This is a genomic window from Paracoccus sp. ME4, from assembly GCF_046736325.1.
Lineage (GTDB): Bacteria > Pseudomonadota > Alphaproteobacteria > Rhodobacterales > Rhodobacteraceae > Paracoccus.
The window spans coordinates 568,230-586,954 of record NZ_CP151276.1 but is presented as its reverse complement, the minus strand read 5'-3'; the positions used below and the strand labels follow the sequence as shown (position 1 = coordinate 586,954).

Sequence of the window (18,725 nt, the reverse complement as noted above, 5' to 3'; positions counted from 1 at the left end):
GGCAGCCTAATCAGCGCAGGCCGAACGCTCAACCCGCCGTCGTCAGCTTTGTTCCGCCGCCAGCATCCGACGAATCGCCGCATCCATGGCCTGCCCCGAGGGGACATCGGCAACGACCCGCCGGTCCGCCGGGGCGGTCCAGGCGGCATCGGCCCGGTCGCTGATCGCGACCAGCCGGATCGGCGCGCGGGCCCCCTGCGCCATCACCGACAGAAGCCGCGACGACCGCGGCGAATAGACCGGCACCACCAGCGCCCGCCCCCCCATCAGTGCCGCCCGCGCCCGGGGCGTCAGGGCCAGCGGCTGCTGGTCGTAGACCACCATCCCCGGCACCGGAAGCCGCTGCGCCAGATGCCGCCCGTGCGGATGGATCAGCGGCACGCCGCTGGCCGCGATCAGCGGCGCGAGGCTGTCGGCGGTTCCCTGCCCGACGGTCACCGCAAAGCCCGCCTGACGGGCGGCCTCGGCGGTGCGCTCTCCGACGCAGATCGCGGGGCGGCCGCATCCCGGCCCCGCCGCGCCCACCGCCTGCGCGGAGGTGAAGACCAGCCCCGGCGCCCGCTGCAGCACGGCCCCGTCATGCGCGACCGGCACGATGCGCAGGACCGGCGCGATGATCGCCTCGGCCCCGATCCGCGCCGCGACGCGCCGCGATTCCGCCTCGGGTCGGGTCAGCAGCAGCAGGGGGCGGGGCGCGGGCGGCATTGGCATCCTGTCGGGCGGGTGTTACGCCCCTGTGGGTACGCGTCCCCCCTGATCCGGGCAAGAGCCATGACCGAGACGATCTTTCTGGGCATCGAGAGCAGCTGCGACGACACCGCCGCCGCCGTGGTCGCAGGCGACCGCCGCATCCTGTCCAGCGTGGTCAGCAGCCAGTCCGACCTGCATGCCGATTTCGGCGGCGTGGTCCCCGAGATCGCGGCCCGCGCCCATGCCGAACGGCTGGACCTGGTCGTCGAACAGGCGCTGCGCGAGGCCGGACTGGGCCTTGATGCGCTGACGGGCATCGCGGTCACGGCCGGGCCGGGGCTGATCGGCGGCGTGATGGCGGGGGTCATGTGCGCCAAGGGCATCGCCGCGGGCACCGGCCTGCCGCTGGTGGGGGTGAACCACCTGGCGGGTCATGCGCTGACCCCGCGCCTGACCGACGGGGTGGGCTATCCCTATCTGATGCTGCTGGTCTCGGGCGGGCATTGCCAGTTCCTGCGCGTGGACGGGCCGGACGCCTTCACCCGGCTTGGCGGCACCATCGACGACGCGCCCGGAGAGGCCTTCGACAAGGTCGCGAAACTGCTGGCCCTGCCCCAGCCCGGCGGCCCGCATGTGGAAGCCGAGGCGGCGGGCGGCGATCCGGCCCGCATCCCCCTGCCCCGCCCGCTGCTGGACCGGCCCGGCTGCGACATGAGCTTTTCGGGGCTGAAGACGGCCGTTCTGCGCGCCCGCGACGCGCTGATCGCGGGTCACGGCGGGCTGCGCGCGGCCGACCGGCGCGACCTGTGTGCCGCCTTCCAGCGGGCCGTGGCCGAAGTGCTGGCCGAAAAGACCCGCCGCGCGCTGGCCCTGTCGCCCGTCCCGGTCATCGCGGTCGCGGGGGGCGTGGCCGCCAACGGACCCATCCGGGCGGCGCTGGAACGGGTCGCGGCCGAGGCTGGGGCGCGGTTCCTGGCCCCGCCCCTGCGGCTCTGCACCGACAACGGCGCGATGATCGCATGGGCCGGGATCGAGCGCTTCCGCATGGGCCATCGCGACGACATGACCCTGTCGGCCCGCCCGCGCTGGCCGCTGGATCAGGCTGCGGCGCCCATGCTGGGCAGCGGCAAGCGGGGGGCCAAGGCATGATCGCGGTCCTGGGCGCGGGCGCCTTCGGCACGGCGCTGGCGGTGGCGCTGACCGCCAACGGGCCGGTGACGCTCTGGGGGCGGCAGATCGGCTGGCGGGGCGAGAACCCGCGCCTGCCCGGCGTGACCATGCCCGATGCGGTGACCGTCACCGACGACCTCCCGGCCGCGCTGGCCTGCGACACGATCCTGCTGGCGCTGCCGGCGCAGGCCCTGGGGGCGTTCCTGGCCGACCAGGGGGCGCATCTGTCGGGGCGGGCGCTGGTCAGCACCGCCAAGGGCATCGACCTGACCCGACTGACCGGCCCCTCTGCGCTGATCGCGGCGCATGTCCCCGAGGCCCGCGTCTCGGTGCTGACCGGGCCGTCCTTCGCCGCCGACATCGCGCGCGGCCTGCCGACCGCGCTGACCCTGGCCGCCACGGACGCGACCTTGGGCGCGGCGCTTCAGGCGGGGCTGTCGACCCCGGTCCTGCGGCTCTACCGGACGACCGACGTGGCGGGGGCGGAGCTGGGCGGCGCGCTGAAGAACGTCATCGCCATCGCGGCGGGCGTGGTCATCGGCGCGGGCCTGGGCGACAGCGCGCGCGCCGCGATCATCACCCGCGGATTCTCCGAGATGACGCGCCTGGCCACGCATCTGGGCGCGCGCCCCGAGACGCTGACCGGCTTGTCGGGACTGGGCGATCTGGTGCTCACCTGCACCTCGGACGGGTCGCGCAACTTCCGCTTCGGCCGGGCGATCGGCGCCGCCGCGCCCTGGGACGCCGCCATCACGGTCGAGGGGGCGGCGACGGCCCGCGCGCTGGACCGGCTGGCGCTGCGCGACGGGTTGGACCTGCCCATCGCGCGGATGGTCGCGCGGCTTGCCGAAGGGGCGGTTTCGGTGGAAAAGGCCATGGACGCCCTGCTGGCCCGACCCCTGAAGGAGGAATGATGCCGCTTTTCGCCGTGATCTGCCGGGACAATCCCGGCGCCCTGCAGACCCGCCTGGACACCCGCGAGGCGCATCTGGCCCATATCCGCGACAGCGGCATCGTGGCCATGGCCGGTCCCCTGATCGAGGACGGCGAGATGCGCGGATCACTGGTCATCCTGGATTGCGCCGACCGGGGCGCGGCCCAGGCCTGGGCCGAGGCCGACCCCTATCGCGCGGCGGGCCTGTTCCGTGATGTGCAGGTCACCGAATGGAAGAAGGTGATCGGCTGATGGCGTATTGGCTGTTCAAGTCCGAGCCCGATGTCTTTGGCTGGGACGACCTGGTGGCCAAAGGCGAGGCAGGCGAGGAATGGGACGGGGTGCGCAACTATCAGGCGCGCAACAACATGCGCGCCATGACGGTGGGCGATCTGGGCCTGTTCTATCATTCGAACATCGGCAAGGAGGCGGTGGGCATCTGCGAGGTCATCGCGCCCGCCCATCCCGACAGCACCGCGGCCGATCCGAAATGGGAATGCGTCGATCTGCGCGCGGTCCGCAAGCTGCCGCGCGCGGTCACGCTGGAGGAGGCCAAGGCCGAGCCGCGGCTGAAGGACATGGCGCTGGTCACCAACACGCGCCTGTCGGTGCAGCCGGTCACCGAGGCCGAATGGGCGGTGATGATGGAGCTGTCGGGCGATCGCGGCTGAGGCGCGGCCCGACCGCACGCCGGACCTGCCAGCCCGGCGTGCGGCCTGCTGCGGGCACACCCCGTCCCGCGATGGTTCCGGGCTTCTGCCCTCGGGTGTCAGGATAGCCGCGCGGCACGCCGCCCGGCAAAGCCCGAACGCCCGCAATTTTAACGAAATCGCCTTCAACCCGGACGCGGCCCGCGCTAGGGTCCGGGCCGATTGAAACGCCCCTCAGGAGGTCCCATGAGCCAGCGTCTGCATCTCGTCTTCGGCGGCGAGCTGGTCGATCCGTCCAGCACCAAGTTCCGCGACACCAAGGCCATCCACATGGTCGGCATCTTCCCCGACTATGCCAGCGCCTTCCAGGCCTGGAAGGCCGAGGCGCAGCGCACCGTGGACAGCGCCCATACCCGCTATTTCATCGCGCATCTGCACCGCCTGCGCGACGAGGAGCGCGAGGTCAGCCCGACCGAGGAACTGGGCGGCTGATGAGCCTGGCCCGGGCCAGCGACGCCGGCGACGGTCCTGCGGCCGAAGGGCCGCCGGGGCGCTCCGGCGGCCTTGGCCTCGGCCGTCTGGCGCTGTGGCTGCATCTGCGCCGCGGCGTGTCGAATGACGCGGCGCTGCCCCTGCTGCCCGCAGGCACCGGTCCCGTCATCCTGGTCCATGTCGCGCCCGATGCGGTCCGGGCCGAGCCGCAGATTCTGCGCAGCCTGTCGCGGGCGCGCCCGACGGCCCGCGTCCTGCGGCTGACACCTGCCGAGCTGGCCCGCGATCCGGTCCTGGTCGCCCAGTTGCTCGACCGTGCGCACCCGCGCGCCGTGCTGCTGCTGGGGGGCGATCTGCCCCCGGCGCTGATCGCCGCCGCCTCGGCCCGCGCCATCCCGCTGATCCTGGCCGAGGCGCGCCTCTCGCCCGCCGATCTGGCCTGGGGCATGCAGGCCAGCCTGCGCCGCCACCTGCTGTCGCTGATCGATGCGGTGCTGCTGTCGGACGCCGCCAGCCACGCCGTCGCGCGGCGCATGGGCCTGGTGCCGGGACGGCTGACCATGACCGGTCCCGTCTCCGAGATCCGCGAACCGCTGCGCTGCTCCGAGACCGAGCGCGTCTCCATGGCCCAGCAGCTGAACGGCCGCCATGCCTGGTTCGCCGCCAGCCTGCCGCAATCCGAGGAGGCCGCGGTCCTCGCCGCCCATCAGGCCGCGCTGCGCCGTTCGCACCGGGCGCTGCTGATCCTGGCGCCGCGCGACCCGGCGCGCATCGACGGCCTCGCGCGGGACATCGAGGCCCAGGGCCTGACCGTCGCCCGCCGCAGCGAGGACGAGGATTTCGGCGACGAGATCCAGGTCCTGCTGACCGACGGCCCGACCGAGATGGGCCTGTGGTATCGCCTGGCCCCCGTCAGCTTCATGGGCGGCACCCTGTCCGGAGAGGCCGACGCGATGCGCCATCCGTTCGAACCCGCAGCCCTGGGTTCGGCCATCGTGCACGGCCCCCGCCACGGCCCCTTCGAGACCGAATGGCGTCAGCTGACCGGCGCCCAGGCCGCGCGCCTCGTGCGCAGCCCCGAGGACATGGCCCAGGCCATCACCGAACTGACCCAGCCCGAATCCATCGCCACCCTGGCCAGCAACGCCTGGACGGTCAGCACCGGCGGGGCCGACGTGGCCATCGGCATCGCCGAACGCGTCGCGGCCGCGATGGACGCGCGCGCGAAGGTCCCCGCATGACCCGCGCGCCCGCCTTCTGGTTCCGGACCCCGCCGGTGCTGCGCGCGCGCATGCTGGCGCCGCTTGGCGCGACCTATGCGCGGGCGACGGCGCGCCGGCTGGCCGCGGGTCCGCGCGAGCGCGTGGGCGTGCCGGTGATCTGCGTGGGCAACCTGAACGCGGGCGGCACCGGCAAGACGCCCACGGTGATCCACCTGATGACGGTGCTGGCCGCGCGGGGCGTGGCCGCGCATGTCGTCTCCAAGGGCTATGGGGGCAGCGCCACCGGCCCCCTGCGCGTCGAGGAGCGGACCCATGACGCCGCCCTGACCGGGGACGAGCCGCTGCTGATGGCGGCCTTCGGCCCGGTCTGGGTCGCGCGCGACCGCGTGGCGGGCGCCCGCGCGGCGGTGGCGGCCGGGGCGCAGGCGATCATCCTGGACGACGGCTTTCAGGACCCCGCCCTGGCACACGACCTCGGCGTGGTGGTGGTGGATGCGGCCAAGGGCTTCGGCAACGGGCTGTGCATCCCCGCGGGGCCGCTGCGCGAGCCGGTGGCCACCGGGCTGGCGCGGGCCGATCTGCTGCTGTCGATCGGGCCGGACGCCGCGCAGGCCGCCTTCACCGCCCCGCCCGGCGCACCGCCGCATCTGCGCGGCAGGCTGGCGCCGCTGCAGATGGGCTTCGACTGGCGCGGGCACCGGGTGCTGGCCTTTGCGGGCATCGGGCACCCCGAGAAGTTCTTCGCCACCCTGCGCGATCTGGGCGCCGAGGTGCTGCGCGCCGAGGGGCTGGACGACCATCAGCCCTTCACCCCCGCCCTGCTGACGCGCCTCGAGACCGAGGCCCGGCTGCTGGGCGCGCAGCTGGTCACCACGGAAAAGGACGCGGCCCGCCTGCCGCGCAGCTTCCGCCCCAAGGTCATGGCCCTGCCGGTACGCCTGGCGCTGCGTGACGACGCGGCCCTGACCGCGGCGCTGGACCGGCTGTTCCCCCGCCCGGCCTGAGGGGCCGCGATCGCGGTTTGAAATCCGCGCCCGGATGCCGATATATGCGGGAACGACCCGCGAAAGGATCTTCATGTCCCGCAATGCCCAGGCCCGGCTGAGCTTCTATCTGCTGCTGATGCTGACGCTCTATGCGTCGCTGGCCGGCGCGGGCTGAGGGGGCACGTCATGTCGCAGCGTTTCGGCGGGCGCTTCTCGCCCATGCCGGCGGAGGCCGATCCCCTGCCGCCCACCCCGCGCCACCCCCATGAGGGGCGGCCTAAATGGATCACCCTGGCCGCGACGCCCTTCCTGCTGGGCGCGTTCTTTCAGGGCGCGGCGGGCATGGTCAGCGACCTCGCGGCCTTCGGCCTGGTGGCCAGCGGCATGTGGATGACCCGCGAGGGGCTGGTGGCGCAGGCGACCTATCAGGCGCGCCGCATCGCCCGCCGCCCGGCCATCCCGCGCAAGCTGTTCGGCGGGGTCATGGCGGGTGTCGGCCTGGGTCTGGGCGCCGCCGAGCCGGGGGTCTGGGCCGAGGCGGGGCTGATCGGGGCGGCGGGACTGGCGCTGCATCAGATCGCCTTCGGGCTGGACCCGTGGCGCGACAAGCGCCCCGAGGGCGTGGACGATTTCCAGCAGTCCCGCGCCGACCGCATGATCGAGGAGGCCGAGGCGCATCTGCAGGCCATGGCTGAGGCCATCGCCCCCCTGGGCGACCGCCGCCTGTCCGCGCGGATCGCGATGTTCGACGCCAGCGTGCGCCAGCTGTTCGACCGGGTGCGCGACAATCCGGCAGGTCTGGCCTCGGCGCGGCGCTATCTGGGCGTCTACCTGATGGGCGCGCGCGACGCGACGGCGCGGTTCGCGGACCTTCATGCGCGGCGGCGCGATGCCGCGGTCCGGGCCGATTTCGAGGCGTTCCTGGACGATCTGGAAAAAGATTTCATCGCACGCGCCGACCGGCTGCTGGAGGGCGACCGTCAGGCGCTGGACATCGAGATGTCGGTGCTGCGCGACCGGCTGGCCCGCGAGGGGCTGACCGGGGCCGCGACCCGCATCGACCCCGCCGAACGCCCCGCGCTGGAAAGCCGCGAGGCGCAGACGCTGGACGAATTGCTGCGCGCGCCCTTCCCCGGCCAGCGGACGCCGCGCGACTGATGCCGCGCTTCGCCCTGCAGATCGAATATGACGGCGCGCCGTTCGCCGGCTGGCAGGCGCAGGCCGACCAGCCCAGTGTGCAGGGCGCGGTCGAGGCGGCGCTGGCGCGGCTGGACCCGGGCTTCGCGGCGGGCGCGCGCATCGCGGCGGCCGGGCGCACCGATGCCGGGGTGCATGCGACGGGCCAGGTCGCCCATGCCGACCTGGAACGCGATTGGGACCCGTTCCGCCTGTCCGAGGCGCTGAACTGGCATCTGAAGCCCGCGCCCGTCGCGATCCTTCAGGCGGTACGGGTGCCGGACGATTTCCACGCCCGGTTCTCGGCCGTGGAGCGGCGCTATCTGTTCCGGCTGGTGGCACGACGCGCGCCGATGACCCATCGCCGCGGACAGGTCTGGCAGGTGCTGAACCCGCTGGACATCGACGCCATGCGGGCGGGGGCCGCGCATCTGGTCGGGCATCACGACTTCACCACGTTCCGGTCGTCGATCTGCCAGGCGAAGAGCCCGGTGAAGTCGCTGGACGAGATCCGGATCGAGGCCGTGGCGATCCCGCAGGGCACGGAATACCGCTTTCACCTGCGCGCGCGGTCCTTCCTGCACAATCAGGTGCGCAGCATCGTCGGCACGCTGGAGCGGGTGGGCGCGGGGACCTGGGCGCCGGAACGGGTGGGACAGGCGCTGGAGGCGCGGGACCGGGCGGCCTGCGGGCCAGTCTGTCCGCCGCAGGGCCTCTATCTGACGGGGGTGGGCTACCCGCGCGATCCCTTCGAGGGACCGACGGGCAGATAGCTGCCGCCCCGCCGGCGGCGGCGGGGACGTTCGTCGCGGCGCGACACCACGATCTTCAGCGTGTTCCACAGGATCCACAGGTCCAGCCGCAGGCTGCGATGGCGCTGATAGATCAGGTCGATCTTCAGCTTGGCCGGCAGGCAGCGCCGGTAATAGGCCCGCTCGGTCGCCTCGGCCGACTTGCAGCGGGCCAGGATGCGGTCCTCGTGGCGGTGATAGATCAGCGTGGCGAGGCCGGTGACGCCCGGCCGCGAATGCAGGACCTGGCCATAGACGGCGGGAAACCGCTCGACATACTCGCGCAGCGGCGGGCGCGGGCCGACAAAGCTCATGTCGCCCCTGAGGATGTTGAACAGCTGCGGCAGTTCGTCGATGCGCGAGCGGCGCAGGAAGCGGCCGATGGGCGTGATGCGCCAGGCCTTGTGCGCGCCGGTCGCCCCGAAATCGTCCTCCTCGCACAGCATGGTGCGGAACTTCCACTGGGTGAAGGGCTGGTTCGGGCCGCGCATGCGGTGCGCGGCATAGAGCAGCGGGCGCCCCTGCAGGATCAGCAGCAGGACCGCGACCGTGACCATCACCAGCGACAGCGGAATCAGCAATAGCAGGGCGAAGCCTATGTCGAAGGCGCGCTTGGACGGGGGCATGGGATTGACGCCGGGCGCACGCGCCTCGCCCATGAACCACGCCATCCGGGGCGCGGTCAGCGGACCCAGCTGCGCGGCATCCGCTTTTTCCCAATCATGGTGGATCGTCACGACACCGTCCGCATTGCACACTCCGGGCCTTCAGCCTCGTTGCCGCTAGCACAACGCGCAAGCCTTTGGAACAGCGCCGGCGCATTCTTGCGCATTGGCTTGCGCGGGCATGGCACATCGGCCACTGTCCGGGGGAAACAACCACGGGTGCCGGGTCATGCGGAAATTTCTGGTGCTGCTGGACGACAGCCGGGAATGCCTGAACGCGATGCGCTTTGCCGCGATGCGGGCGGCCAAGTCCGACGGCGCCTCGGTCGTCATCCTCTCGGTCATCCCGGCCGAGGAGATCCAGCACGGCTTCGGCGTGGCCGACGTGATGCGCGCCGAGGCCCGAGAGCGGATCGAGGCGCATTTCGAGGTCTTCGCCAAATGGATGCGCTCGCGCCCCGGCGTCGATCCGGTGCTGGTGATCCGCGAGGGGGACACGGCCGAGGAGCTGCTGGCCCAGATCACCGAGGATGGCGAGATCGGCGTGGTGGTGCTGGGCCTCGCCTCGGACAAGGGCAGCACGAACCCGGTCCTGACGCGGCTGATGCGCGATCCGACCGCCCTGCCCTGCGCGATCACACTGGTGCCCGGCGATCTCTCCAAGGAGCGCCTGGAGGCGATCACCTGAGCGGTCCGCCGGGTTGACCCAAGGCCGCCGGGTCGCCATATCAGGCATCAAAGGAGCGCCCCCATGTTCATCCAGACCGAGACGACGCCGAATCCCGCGACGCTGAAATTCCTGCCCGGAGAGACCGTGCTGGGCAGCGGAACGGCCGATTTCCCGACCCCCGAGACCGGGGCCGCATCGCCCCTGGCGCGGCGGATCTTCGCGGTGGACGGGGTGACCGGCGTGTTCCTGGGCCGTGATTTCGTGACCGTCACCAAGGCCGACCAGGTGCCGTGGGATCATCTGAAGCCGTCGGTCCTGGGCGCGATCATGGAGCATTTCCAGTCGGGCGCCCCGGCGATCGAGGGCGCGGCGTCGGACACGGGCGGCCATGTCGCCCATGAGGCGGGCCCCGACGCCGAGATCGTGGTGCAGATCAAGGAACTGCTGGACACGCGCGTGCGCCCCGCCGTCGCGCAGGACGGCGGCGACATCACCTTCCACGGCTTCGACCGCGGCATCGTCTATCTGCACATGCAGGGGGCCTGCGCGGGCTGCCCGTCCTCGACCCTGACGCTGAAGATGGGGATCGAGAACCTGCTGCGCCACTACATCCCCGAGGTGGTCGAGGTCCGGCCCGTTGCCTGACCGGATCATCCTGGGTTTCGACACATCGGCCGCGCATTGCGCGGCCGCTTTGCTGCGCGGCGACGCGGTTCTGGCAGCGGTCCATGAGGACATGGCCAAGGGGCAGGCCGAGCGGCTGATGCCCCTGCTGGAGGAGATGCTGGCGGCGGCGGGCCTGGGCTGGCGCGACCTGGACGCGATCGGGGTCGGCACGGGGCCGGGCAACTTCACCGGCATCCGGGTGGCGGTGGCGGCGGCCCGCGGCCTGGCCCTGTCCCTAGGCATCCCCGCCATCGGTGTCGAGGCGCCCGAGGCGCTGGCCTGGGGCTTGCCGCGGCCCTGCCGGGTGGTGATCGCGGGCCGGGGCGACATGGTCATCTGGCAGGACTTTGCCGAGGGCGCGGAGAGCCGGCCGCAGCAGGCTGCGGCCGGCGCGCTGCCGCCCGGCCCCGCGCAGGCTGCGCCTGCGACAGGAATTGCCGAGGGTGTGGCGCGCTTGGCCGCGGCCCGCGCGCATCTGCCGCAGCCGCGGCCCGCGCCGGTCTATCTGCGCCCCGCGGATGCGGCGCCCGCCCGCGATGCGCCCCCGGTGATCCTGGCGTGACGCCCGAGGATCTGGCCGCGCTGCATGCGCGGTGCTTCGACACCCCCCGCCCCTGGTCGGCCGACGAATTCGACTGCCTTCTGGAGGCGCGCGGGACCTTTCTGCTGGAGGCGCCGCAGGGCTTCCTTATCGGGCGCGCCGTCGCCGGCGAGGCCGAGCTGCTGACCGTGGCCGTGGACCCGCAGGCGCGGCGGGCGGGCACGGGCCGCGCGCTGGTTGCCGCATTCGCGGGCAAAGTGGCAGCGATGGGCGCCGAGGAGGCCTTTCTGGAGGTCGCGCATGACAACCTTGCGGCACGGCGGCTGTATCAGGCCACGGGATGGCTGGAAGCCGGCGTCCGGCGGCGATATTACGGGCCTGCGACGGACGCGATCGTGATGCGTCTGACGCTGCGTGCGACCCAAGAAGGCGGTTGACCGGACCCCGTGCGATGCGCCCTAATCGGGCGATCAGCGGGCCCGTTGAATCGCCCGCGAAAAACAGGATGAGGTTCCTTTATGTCCCTGATGAAATCTCTGCTGGCGGGCTCGGCCCTGGCCGTGCTGTCGACCGGCGCGGCGCTGGCCGATCCGGCGCTGATCTATGACCTGGGCGGCAAGTTCGACAAGTCGTTCAACGAGGCGGCCTTCGGCGGCGCGCAGCGGTGGGTCGAGGAGACCGGCGGCACCTATCGCGAGCTGGAGATGCAGTCCGAGGCACAGCGCGAGCAGGCCCTGCGCCGCCTGGCCGAAAGCGGATCGAACCCCATCGTCATGACCGGCTTCGCCTTCGGCGACGTGCTGACCAAGGTCGCGGGCGATTACCCGGACACGAAATTCGCCATCATCGACATGGTGGTCGAGGCGCCGAACGTGCAATCGGTCGTCTTCACCGAGGAGCAGGGCAGCTATCTGGCCGGCGTCATGGCCGGGATGGCGTCCGAATCCGGCACCGTCGGCTTCATCGGCGGCATGGACATCCCGCTGATCCGCAAGTTCGAATGCGGCTTTGCCCAAGGCTTCAAGTCGGTCCAGCCCGAAGGCTCGGTCGTCAGCAACTATACCGGCACGACGCCCGCGGCCTGGAACGACCCGGTCAAGGGTGGTGAGCTGGCGCGCGCGCAGAAGTCGCAGGGCGCCGACGTGATCTATGCGGCCGCCGGCGGCACCGGCATCGGCGTGCTGCAGGCCGCCGCCGACGAGGGCATCCTGGCCATCGGCGTCGACAGCAACCAGAACGCGCTGCATCCGGGCCAGATCCTGACCTCGATGGTCAAGCGCGTGGACAATGCGGTCTTCGACGCCTTCACGGCGGGCACCGAGCTGGAGCCGGGCGTCAAGGTCATGGACCTGGCCGCGGGCGGCGTGGACGTCGCCATCGACGACAACAACGCCGAGCTGGTCACCGCCGAGATGCAGGCCGCCGTGGACGAGGCCAAGGCCGCCATCGCCTCGGGCGAGGTCACGGTGCACGACTTCATGACCGACAACGCCTGCCCGGCCTCGTAATGACCACCGCAAGCGACATGATGGGGGGGCGGTCGGCGACGGCCGCCCCCGCTGCCATCGAGCTGCGGGGCATCTCGAAGGCGTTCGGGGCGGTTCAGGCGAACCGCGACATCAGCCTGTCGGTGCCGCGCGGCACGATCCACGGCATCATCGGAGAGAACGGCGCGGGCAAGTCGACGCTGATGTCGATCCTCTACGGCTTCTACAAGCCGGACGAGGGCCAGATCCTGGTGGGCGGCAGGCCGATCACCATCACCGACAGCCAGACCGCGATCCGCGCGGGCATCGGCATGGTGTTCCAGCACTTCAAGCTGGTGCAGAACTTCACCGTGCTGGAGAACATCATCCTGGGCGTCGAGGATGGCGCGCTGCTGCGCCCGTCGCTGTCCAAGGCGCGGGGCGTGCTGAAGCGCCTGGCCGCCGAATACCAGCTGAACGTGGACCCCGACGAGGTGGTGGAAAACCTTTCCGTCGGACACCAGCAGCGGGTCGAGATCCTCAAGGCGCTGTATCGCCAGGCCGACATCCTGATCCTGGACGAGCCCACGGGCGTGCTGACGCCCGCCGAGGCCGACCACCTGTTCCGCATCCTCAAGGGGCTGCGCGACGAGGGCAAGACGATCATCCTGATCACCCACAAGCTGCGCGAGATCATGGAGATCACCGACAACGTCTCCGTGATGCGCCGCGGCGAGATGGTCGCATCGGTCCGCACGCCAGAGACCAGCCCCGAACAGCTGGCCGAGCTGATGGTCGGCCGCAAGGTGCTGCTGAACGTGGACAAGCAGCCGGCGCGCCCGCAGGCCCCGGTCCTGGAGGTGCGCGGCCTGACCATGGTCGATGCCGAAGGCGTGGAGCGCCTGCGCGGCATCGACCTGGACATCCGCGCTGGAGAGATCTTGGGCATCGCGGGCGTCAGCGGCAACGGCCAGACCCAGCTGCTGGAGATCCTCGGCGGATACCCGGAAAAGGGCGCCAAGGTCACGGGCGAGGTACGCATGAACGGCGCCGCCCTGCCTCTGGCCGGATCGGGCTGCGATGCCGGTCAGCGACGCCGCGACGGCGTGGGCCATATCCCCGAAGACCGTCAGGTCGAAGGCCTGATCATGGATTTCGCCGCGTGGGAGAACGTGGCCTTCGGCTGGCACGACGCGCCCGAGTTCAACAAGGGCTGGCTGATGGACAATGACGCCATCCGCCGCGACGCCCAGGCCAAGATGGAGCGGTTCGACGTGCGCCCGCGCGACTGCCACCTGGCGGCGCGCAACTTCTCGGGCGGGAACCAGCAGAAGATCGTGGTCGCCCGCGAGATCGAGCGCAACCCCGACCTGCTGCTGATCGGCCAGCCCACGCGCGGCGTGGACATCGGCGCGATCGAGTTCATCCACAAGCAGATCGTGGCCCTGCGCGACGCGGGCAAGGCGATCCTGCTGGTCAGCGTCGAACTGGACGAGATCCTGGCCCTGTCCGACCGCGTGGCCGTGATGTTCGACGGCCGCATCATGGGCGAACGCCTGCCCGGCCAGACCACCACCGGGGAACTGGGCCTGCTGATGGCGGGCATCACCGACGCCCGGACCACGCCCGAGACCGCCCATGACCTGCCGGAGGGACGCGCCTGATGGACAAGATGCCGAAATGGGCGGACGTCATCCTGACGCCGCTGATCTCTCTGGTGCTGGCGATGGGCATTTCCGCGCTGGTGATCCTGGCCATCGGGGAAAGCCCCTGGATGGCGCTGACCACGATGGTCGAGGGGGCGCTCGGATCCAGCTATGGCTGGGGCTTCACGCTTTATTACGCGACGAACTTCATCTTCACGGGGCTGGCGGTGATGGTCGCCTATCACGCCGCCCTGTTCAACATCGGCGGCGAGGGGCAGGCGGCGATGGGCGGCCTAGGGGTCGCGCTGGTGCTGCTGTTCCTGCCGCTGCCGCATTGGGCCATCGCCCTGCCGGTGGCGATGCTGGGTGCGGCGGCCTTCGGGGCGGCCTGGGCCTTCGTGCCCGCCGTCCTGCAGGCGAAACGCGGCAGCCACATCGTGATCACCACGATCATGTTCAACTTCATCGCCGCGGCCACGCTGAACTATGTGCTGGTGAACCAACTGCGCCCGACGGGCAGCATGGACCCGGCCTCCGCCCGCTTCCCCGAGGCCACGAACCTGCCCGCACTGACCGACATCGCGGCGGGCATGGGGTTTGAATGGGGCCGCAACACGCCGGTCAACGTGACCTTCCTGGTGGCGCTGGCGGCCTGCTTCCTGGTCTGGGTTCTGATCTGGCGCACGCGTCTGGGCTATCAGATCCGCGCCTTCGGCAAGTCCGAACCCGGCGCGGTCTATGCGGGCATCAACCCCACGCGCATCACGATCATCGCCATGCTGATCTCGGGCGGGCTGGCGGGCATGATGGCCATCAACAACGTGATGGGCGAATCCGAACGCCTGGTCCTGAACGCGGTCGAGGGTGCGGGCTTCATCGGCATCGCGGTCGCGCTGATGGGCCGCAACCACCCCCTGGGAATCCTGCTGGCGGCGCTGCTGTTCGGCTTCCTCTATCAGGGCGGCGGAGAGCTGGCGCTGTGGACCACCATCCCGCGTGAGCTGATCATCGTCATCCAGGCCCTGGTGATCCTGTTCACCGGCGCGCTGGACAACATGGTCCGCATGCCGCTGGAACGGTTGTTCCTGACCATGAAACGGACCAGCCGGGGGGCGGTGAAATGAACATCCGCGAATCGCTGATAGCGATCATCGTCCTGGCGATCTGCCTGGTCTGGGCCCTGGCCGACGGCGCCGCCGCCCAGCAGGGCATCGGCAGCGCGCTGCGCCTGATGACGCCGCTGCTGCTGGCCTGCCTGGCGGGGCTCTATTCCGAACGCGCCGGGGTCTTCGACATCGGGCTGGAGGGCAAGATGCTGATGGCGGCCTTCACCGCCGCCTCGGTCGCCTACATCACCGGCAGCGCCTGGCTGGGCCTGGCGGCTGGCATCGCCGGGTCGCTGGCCCTGTCGCTGGTCCATGGCCTCGCCTCGATCACCTTCATGGGCAACCAGCTGATCTCGGGCGTGGCGATCAACTTCCTCGCTTCGGGGCTGACGGTGCTGGTCGGGCAGAACGCCTTCGGCCTGGGCGGCCGCACCCCGTCGCTGGAGGGGGCCGCCCGCTTCTCCCCCATCACCCTGCCCGGCGCCGAGGCGCTGCGCGACGTGCCGGTGCTGGGCCCGATCTATTCGGGGCTGATCTCGGGGCAGACGATCCTGGTCTATGTGGCCTTCGCCATGGTGCCGATCACGTGGTGGGTGCTCTACCGCACCCGGTTCGGCCTGCGCCTGCGCGCGGTGGGCGAGAACCCCGCCTCGGTGGACACCGCGGGCGTGTCGGTCACCCGGCTGCGCTATACGGCTGTGGCGATCTGCGGCATCCTCTGCGGCATCGCGGGGGCCTATCTGGCGACGGGCCTCTCGGCCGGTTTCGTCAAGGAGATGACCGCCGGGCGCGGCTTCATCGCGCTGGCGGCGCTGATCTTCGCCAAGTGGCGGCCGTGGCAGGCGCTGTTCGCGACCTTCCTCTTCGGTCTGCTGGAGGCGATCGCGAACCTCTACCCGAACCTGGATCTGGGTGTCGTGACGGTGCCGTCCATGTTCATGAACGCGCTGCCCTATATCCTGACGGTGGTGATCCTGGCCGGCTTCGTCGGCCGCGCCATCCCGCCCCGCGCCGGAGGAGAGCCCTATGTCAAGGAGCGCTGAGCTGGCCGCCCTGATCCGCGACCGCGCGGGTCAGGAGGCGCCCGAATACGGCCTGATCCTGGGGTCCGGGTTGGGCCATCTGTCGTCCACGGTCGAGGGCGTGGCGATCCCCTATGACGACCTGCCGGGCTTTCCCCATGCGGGCGTGTCGGGCCATGTCCCCCAGCTGGTCATCGGTCAGCTGGAGGGGGTGCGGGTCGCGGTCTTCGGCGGGCGGTCGCACTATTATGAATCCGGGCGGGCGGACGCGATGCGTTTGCCGCTGGAGGTGCTGGCCGCCTTGGGGTGCGACAAGCTGATCCTGACCAACGCCGCCGGGTCGCTGCGCCCCGACATCCCGACCGGCGGGCTGATGCTGCTGAATGACCACATCGCGTTTGCCGGCACGAACCCGCTGATCGGAGAGGCGACCGACGCGCGCTTCGTGCCCATGACCGACGCGCATGACGCCGCGATGCGCGCGGCCCTGCTGGCGGCGGCCGAGGCCGAGGGGGTCGAGATGCCGCAGGGCGTCTACTGCTGGTTCTCGGGGCCCAGCTTCGAGACCCCGGCCGAGATCCGCGCCGCCCGCGTGCTGGGCGCCGATGCGGTGGGCATGTCTACCGTGCCCGAGATCATCCTGGCGCGGTTCCTGGGCCTCCGGGCGGCGGCCATCTCGGTCATCACCAACATGGGGGCGGGGCTGTCCGACGAATCGATCAGCCACGACCACACCAAGGCGATGGCCCCCCTGGGCGCCGCCAAGCTGGAGGCGGTGCTGCGCCGCTTCCTGAAGGATCAGGCCAGGTAGCGGCCGAACCAGTCCAGCGTCCGCCGCCAGGCCAGATCGGCGGCGGCCTGGTCGTATCGGGGCGTCGAATCGTTGTGGAACCCGTGGTTCACGCCCGGATAGACATGCCCCTCGAAGGTCTTGCCCGCCTCGCGCAGTGCGGCCTCATAGGCGGGCCAGCCCTCGTTGATGCGCTCGTCCAGCTCGGCATAGTGCAGCAGCAGCGGCACCTTGATCCGGGGCACGTCCTCCAGGGGCGCCTGGCGGCCATAGAAGGGTACCGACGCGCCCAGCTCCGGATAGGCCACGGCCAGTGCGTTGCAGACGCCCCCGCCATAGCAGAAGCCCACCGCCCCCACGCGGGTCACGTCCTCGCGGCCCATCAGATGCTCGGCCCCGGCAAAGAAGTCGTTCATCAGCCGCGTCGGATCGACCTCGGCCTGGAGCGCGCGGCCCTCCTCGTCATTGCCCGGATAGCCGCCCTTGGAGGTCAGCCCGTCGGGGGCCAGCGCCAGATAGCCCGCCTTGGCCAGCCTGCGCGCGACATCCTCGATATAGGGGTTCAGCCCGCGATTCTCGTGGATCACCAGCACGGCGGGGATCGCCCCCTCGGCCCCGGCCGGGCGTACCTGATAGGCGCGCACCTCGCCATGCCCCTCGGGCGAGGCATAAGTGACGTATTCCGGCACGATCTCGGAGTCGTTGAAGTTCACCTGCTGGGCCAGCGCGTAATCCGGCCGCAGCATGTTCAGCAGCGCCAGCGCGGTAACGCCGCCCACCGCGAACTTGCCCGCCCGGTCCAGGAACTGCCGCTTGGTGATGCGGCCATGGGCGTAATAGTCGTACAGCTCCAGCAGTTCCTGCGGGAAATCCTTGGCGGTCATCCGGGTCATCGCACGCTCCTGTTCCTGGGGTCGCGCAAGACTAGGCCGGATGGTCGCGCCGGGCGGATCACAAAAGGGCGACCGCCCCGGCGACAAACCCGCGCAGGTCAGCCCATGCGGGCCAGCGCGGCCTCGACCCGGGCCGTCGCGGCCTCCAGGTCGGTCAGCCCCTCCAGCGCCACGACCGCGCCGCGCCCGTCATCGTGGCGCGCGCGGTGCTTGTCATAGCGCGGATCGTAATGGTCGCGCAGCAGCCCCTCGGACAGCAGCTGCCAGTCGCGCCGGGCCAGCGCGCCGCGCCAGCCCTCGACCCGCTCGGCCGGGTGCAGGGGGGCGATCAGGTCCAGGATGCCCGCGACCCGGTCCGGGTCGGCGACCATGTCGCGATAGGTGGCGGCGGTGAAGGCCGCGCGGGCCGCGACCGGCACCTGCAGGCGCAGGCGGGGCGCGGCGCAGATCGCCTGCCACATGGCCTTGGGGACGGTGATCTGGCCCACGCGGCTGCTCTCGGCCTCGACCAGCAGGGGGCGGGCGGGGTCCAGCCCCTCCAGTGCCACGGCCAGGCGGCCCTCGAACATCTTCTGGCTGGGCTGGCCCTCGGGATGGCCGCCGAACAGGCTGCCGCGATGGTTGGCCAGCCCCTCCAGGTCGATCACCTGATGGCCGCGCAGCGCCAGCCGCTGCAGGATCGCGGTCTTGGCGCTGCCCGTGTTGCCGTCCAGCACGATCACCGGGGCGGCGATGGGACCGTTCTGCACCCGGTCCACGACCAGCGACCGCCAGGCCTTGTAGCCGCCCGCGACGCGCCCCACGCGCCAGCCGATCTGGGACAGGATCGTGCCGAAGCTGCCCGACCGCTGCCCGCCGCGCCAGCAATAGACCAGAGGCTTCCACGCCCCGCCCCGGTCGGACAGCGGCCCCTGCAGGTGCCGCGCCGCATTGGCCGCGACCAGCGCCGCCCCCAGCTTGCGCGCGTCGAACGAGGAGACCTGCTTGTAGATCGTGCCCACCAGCGCGCGTTCGGCATCGCTCAGCACCGGCAGGTTGATCGCGCCGGGCAGGTGATCCTCGGCGAACTCGGCCGGGGCGCGGACATCGATGATGTCGTCGAACCCGGCGAGAGCCGGGTCCGCCGCACTGGACAGCGTCAGGTCCAA

At 71.3% G+C, this 18,725-nt stretch carries 23 protein-coding genes; 19 read left to right on the top strand and 4 right to left on the bottom strand.

The genetic code is table 11. The features are described from left to right. Nucleotides 1-42 precede the first annotated feature (42 nt). The gene (locus tag AACG61_RS02935) at nt 43-705 is read right to left on the bottom strand and encodes a uroporphyrinogen-III synthase (protein ID WP_411838533.1); all 663 of its coding nucleotides are present in this window, start codon (nt 703-705) and stop codon (nt 43-45) included. A gap of 66 nt (nt 706-771) precedes the next feature. Between AACG61_RS02935 and tsaD the strand changes: the two genes are divergently transcribed. From tsaD to truA, 10 genes are all read left to right on the top strand, one after another. Next, on the top strand, nt 772-1,839 hold the full coding sequence (gene tsaD / locus AACG61_RS02930) for a tRNA (adenosine(37)-N6)-threonylcarbamoyltransferase complex transferase subunit TsaD (RefSeq protein WP_411838532.1): 1,068 nt from the start codon (nt 772-774) through the stop codon (nt 1,837-1,839). Further along, a complete protein-coding gene (locus tag AACG61_RS02925) occupies nt 1,836-2,774 on the top strand; it encodes an NAD(P)H-dependent glycerol-3-phosphate dehydrogenase (protein WP_411838531.1) in 939 nt (312 codons plus the stop codon). Before tsaD ends, AACG61_RS02925 begins: the two co-directional genes overlap by 4 nt. After that, nucleotides 2,774-3,046 (top strand): YciI family protein, encoded by a 273-nt coding sequence (locus AACG61_RS02920; protein ID WP_411839454.1) that lies wholly within the window; start codon nt 2,774-2,776, stop codon nt 3,044-3,046. Before AACG61_RS02925 ends, AACG61_RS02920 begins: the two co-directional genes overlap by 1 nt. Then, nucleotides 3,046-3,465, top strand: a complete 420-nt coding sequence (locus tag AACG61_RS02915) for an EVE domain-containing protein (RefSeq protein WP_411838530.1) — start codon at nt 3,046-3,048, stop codon at nt 3,463-3,465. The genes AACG61_RS02920 and AACG61_RS02915 overlap by 1 nt, the downstream gene beginning before the upstream one ends. A 225-nt stretch (nt 3,466-3,690) precedes the next feature. After that, nucleotides 3,691-3,936, top strand: a complete 246-nt coding sequence (locus AACG61_RS02910; RefSeq protein ID WP_411838529.1) for a DUF4170 domain-containing protein — start codon at nt 3,691-3,693, stop codon at nt 3,934-3,936. Further along, a complete protein-coding gene (locus tag AACG61_RS02905) occupies nt 3,936-5,177 on the top strand; it encodes a 3-deoxy-D-manno-octulosonic acid transferase (RefSeq protein ID WP_411838528.1) in 1,242 nt (413 codons plus the stop codon). Before AACG61_RS02910 ends, AACG61_RS02905 begins: the two co-directional genes overlap by 1 nt. Further along, nucleotides 5,174-6,163, top strand: a complete 990-nt coding sequence (gene lpxK / locus AACG61_RS02900; protein ID WP_411838527.1) for a tetraacyldisaccharide 4'-kinase — start codon at nt 5,174-5,176, stop codon at nt 6,161-6,163. Before AACG61_RS02905 ends, lpxK begins: the two co-directional genes overlap by 4 nt. Nucleotides 6,164-6,197: 34 nt before the next feature. After that, entirely contained in the window at nt 6,198-6,320 is a 123-nt protein-coding gene (locus AACG61_RS02895; RefSeq protein ID WP_411838526.1) for a hypothetical protein, read from the top strand. Between the two features lie 11 nt (nt 6,321-6,331). Further along, nucleotides 6,332-7,303 carry a 5-bromo-4-chloroindolyl phosphate hydrolysis family protein gene (locus AACG61_RS02890; RefSeq protein ID WP_411838525.1) on the top strand — a complete coding sequence of 324 codons (972 nt, stop codon included), beginning with the start codon at nt 6,332-6,334 and terminating at the stop codon, nt 7,301-7,303. Then, a complete protein-coding gene (truA, locus tag AACG61_RS02885; protein ID WP_411838524.1) occupies nt 7,303-8,094 on the top strand; it encodes a tRNA pseudouridine(38-40) synthase TruA in 792 nt (263 codons plus the stop codon). The genes AACG61_RS02890 and truA overlap by 1 nt, the downstream gene beginning before the upstream one ends. On the opposite strand, the gene AACG61_RS02880 is transcribed toward truA, so the two are convergent. Continuing rightward, nucleotides 8,055-8,738, bottom strand: coding sequence for a sugar transferase (locus tag AACG61_RS02880; protein ID WP_411839453.1), 684 nt, complete (start codon nt 8,736-8,738; stop codon nt 8,055-8,057). The two genes, truA and AACG61_RS02880, sit on opposite strands and share 40 nt — an antisense overlap. A 268-nt stretch (nt 8,739-9,006) precedes the next feature. Between AACG61_RS02880 and AACG61_RS02875 the strand changes: the two genes are divergently transcribed. The 9 genes from AACG61_RS02875 (at nt 9,007) to AACG61_RS02835 (ending at nt 16,705) form a co-directional block, all read left to right on the top strand. Further along, nucleotides 9,007-9,465, top strand: coding sequence for a universal stress protein (locus AACG61_RS02875; protein ID WP_411838523.1), 459 nt, complete (start codon nt 9,007-9,009; stop codon nt 9,463-9,465). 63 nt (nt 9,466-9,528) lie between these two features. Then, on the top strand, nt 9,529-10,092 hold the full coding sequence (locus tag AACG61_RS02870; RefSeq protein ID WP_411838522.1) for a NifU family protein: 564 nt from the start codon (nt 9,529-9,531) through the stop codon (nt 10,090-10,092). Continuing rightward, nucleotides 10,085-10,675, top strand: coding sequence for a tRNA (adenosine(37)-N6)-threonylcarbamoyltransferase complex dimerization subunit type 1 TsaB (tsaB, locus tag AACG61_RS02865; protein ID WP_411838521.1), 591 nt, complete (start codon nt 10,085-10,087; stop codon nt 10,673-10,675). Before AACG61_RS02870 ends, tsaB begins: the two co-directional genes overlap by 8 nt. Beyond that, nucleotides 10,672-11,091, top strand: a complete 420-nt coding sequence (locus AACG61_RS02860) for a GNAT family N-acetyltransferase (RefSeq protein ID WP_411838520.1) — start codon at nt 10,672-10,674, stop codon at nt 11,089-11,091. The genes tsaB and AACG61_RS02860 overlap by 4 nt, the downstream gene beginning before the upstream one ends. A gap of 81 nt (nt 11,092-11,172) precedes the next feature. Further along, entirely contained in the window at nt 11,173-12,162 is a 990-nt protein-coding gene (locus AACG61_RS02855; protein ID WP_411838519.1) for a BMP family lipoprotein, read from the top strand. Further along, nucleotides 12,162-13,784, top strand: a complete 1,623-nt coding sequence (locus AACG61_RS02850; protein ID WP_411838517.1) for an ABC transporter ATP-binding protein — start codon at nt 12,162-12,164, stop codon at nt 13,782-13,784. The genes AACG61_RS02855 and AACG61_RS02850 overlap by 1 nt, the downstream gene beginning before the upstream one ends. Continuing rightward, a complete protein-coding gene (locus tag AACG61_RS02845) occupies nt 13,784-14,890 on the top strand; it encodes an ABC transporter permease (protein ID WP_411838516.1) in 1,107 nt (368 codons plus the stop codon). The genes AACG61_RS02850 and AACG61_RS02845 overlap by 1 nt, the downstream gene beginning before the upstream one ends. A 107-nt stretch (nt 14,891-14,997) precedes the next feature. Further along, nucleotides 14,998-15,915: an ABC transporter permease gene (locus AACG61_RS02840; protein ID WP_411839452.1), complete on the top strand. Its 918-nt coding sequence runs from the start codon at nt 14,998-15,000 to the stop codon at nt 15,913-15,915. Beyond that, nucleotides 15,899-16,705, top strand: a complete 807-nt coding sequence (locus tag AACG61_RS02835; protein ID WP_411838515.1) for a purine-nucleoside phosphorylase — start codon at nt 15,899-15,901, stop codon at nt 16,703-16,705. Before AACG61_RS02840 ends, AACG61_RS02835 begins: the two co-directional genes overlap by 17 nt. Here AACG61_RS02835 and yghX read toward each other — a convergent pair. After that, nucleotides 16,693-17,577: a YghX family hydrolase gene (yghX, locus tag AACG61_RS02830; RefSeq protein WP_411838514.1), complete on the bottom strand. Its 885-nt coding sequence runs from the start codon at nt 17,575-17,577 to the stop codon at nt 16,693-16,695. The two genes, AACG61_RS02835 and yghX, sit on opposite strands and share 13 nt — an antisense overlap. 98 nt (nt 17,578-17,675) lie before the next feature. Beyond that, nucleotides 17,676-18,725: a tRNA 2-selenouridine(34) synthase MnmH gene (mnmH, locus tag AACG61_RS02825; protein WP_411838513.1), complete on the bottom strand. Its 1,050-nt coding sequence runs from the start codon at nt 18,723-18,725 to the stop codon at nt 17,676-17,678.

Coding starts and splice junctions, on each gene's coding strand:
- AACG61_RS02935 (WP_411838533.1), bottom strand. CDS start 705: ATGCCGCCCGCGCCCCGCCCCCTGCTGCTGCTGACCCGACCCGAGGCG.
- tsaD (WP_411838532.1), top strand. CDS start 772: ATGACCGAGACGATCTTTCTGGGCATCGAGAGCAGCTGCGACGACACC.
- AACG61_RS02925 (WP_411838531.1), top strand. CDS start 1,836: ATGATCGCGGTCCTGGGCGCGGGCGCCTTCGGCACGGCGCTGGCGGTG.
- AACG61_RS02920 (WP_411839454.1), top strand. CDS start 2,774: ATGCCGCTTTTCGCCGTGATCTGCCGGGACAATCCCGGCGCCCTGCAG.
- AACG61_RS02915 (WP_411838530.1), top strand. CDS start 3,046: ATGGCGTATTGGCTGTTCAAGTCCGAGCCCGATGTCTTTGGCTGGGAC.
- AACG61_RS02910 (WP_411838529.1), top strand. CDS start 3,691: ATGAGCCAGCGTCTGCATCTCGTCTTCGGCGGCGAGCTGGTCGATCCG.
- AACG61_RS02905 (WP_411838528.1), top strand. CDS start 3,936: ATGAGCCTGGCCCGGGCCAGCGACGCCGGCGACGGTCCTGCGGCCGAA.
- lpxK (WP_411838527.1), top strand. CDS start 5,174: ATGACCCGCGCGCCCGCCTTCTGGTTCCGGACCCCGCCGGTGCTGCGC.
- AACG61_RS02895 (WP_411838526.1), top strand. CDS start 6,198: ATGCCGATATATGCGGGAACGACCCGCGAAAGGATCTTCATGTCCCGC.
- AACG61_RS02890 (WP_411838525.1), top strand. CDS start 6,332: ATGTCGCAGCGTTTCGGCGGGCGCTTCTCGCCCATGCCGGCGGAGGCC.
- truA (WP_411838524.1), top strand. CDS start 7,303: ATGCCGCGCTTCGCCCTGCAGATCGAATATGACGGCGCGCCGTTCGCC.
- AACG61_RS02880 (WP_411839453.1), bottom strand. CDS start 8,738: ATGCCCCCGTCCAAGCGCGCCTTCGACATAGGCTTCGCCCTGCTATTG.
- AACG61_RS02875 (WP_411838523.1), top strand. CDS start 9,007: ATGCGGAAATTTCTGGTGCTGCTGGACGACAGCCGGGAATGCCTGAAC.
- AACG61_RS02870 (WP_411838522.1), top strand. CDS start 9,529: ATGTTCATCCAGACCGAGACGACGCCGAATCCCGCGACGCTGAAATTC.
- AACG61_RS02855 (WP_411838519.1), top strand. CDS start 11,173: ATGTCCCTGATGAAATCTCTGCTGGCGGGCTCGGCCCTGGCCGTGCTG.
- AACG61_RS02850 (WP_411838517.1), top strand. CDS start 12,162: ATGACCACCGCAAGCGACATGATGGGGGGGCGGTCGGCGACGGCCGCC.
- AACG61_RS02845 (WP_411838516.1), top strand. CDS start 13,784: ATGGACAAGATGCCGAAATGGGCGGACGTCATCCTGACGCCGCTGATC.
- AACG61_RS02840 (WP_411839452.1), top strand. CDS start 14,998: ATGACGCCGCTGCTGCTGGCCTGCCTGGCGGGGCTCTATTCCGAACGC.
- AACG61_RS02835 (WP_411838515.1), top strand. CDS start 15,899: ATGTCAAGGAGCGCTGAGCTGGCCGCCCTGATCCGCGACCGCGCGGGT.
- yghX (WP_411838514.1), bottom strand. CDS start 17,577: ATGACCCGGATGACCGCCAAGGATTTCCCGCAGGAACTGCTGGAGCTG.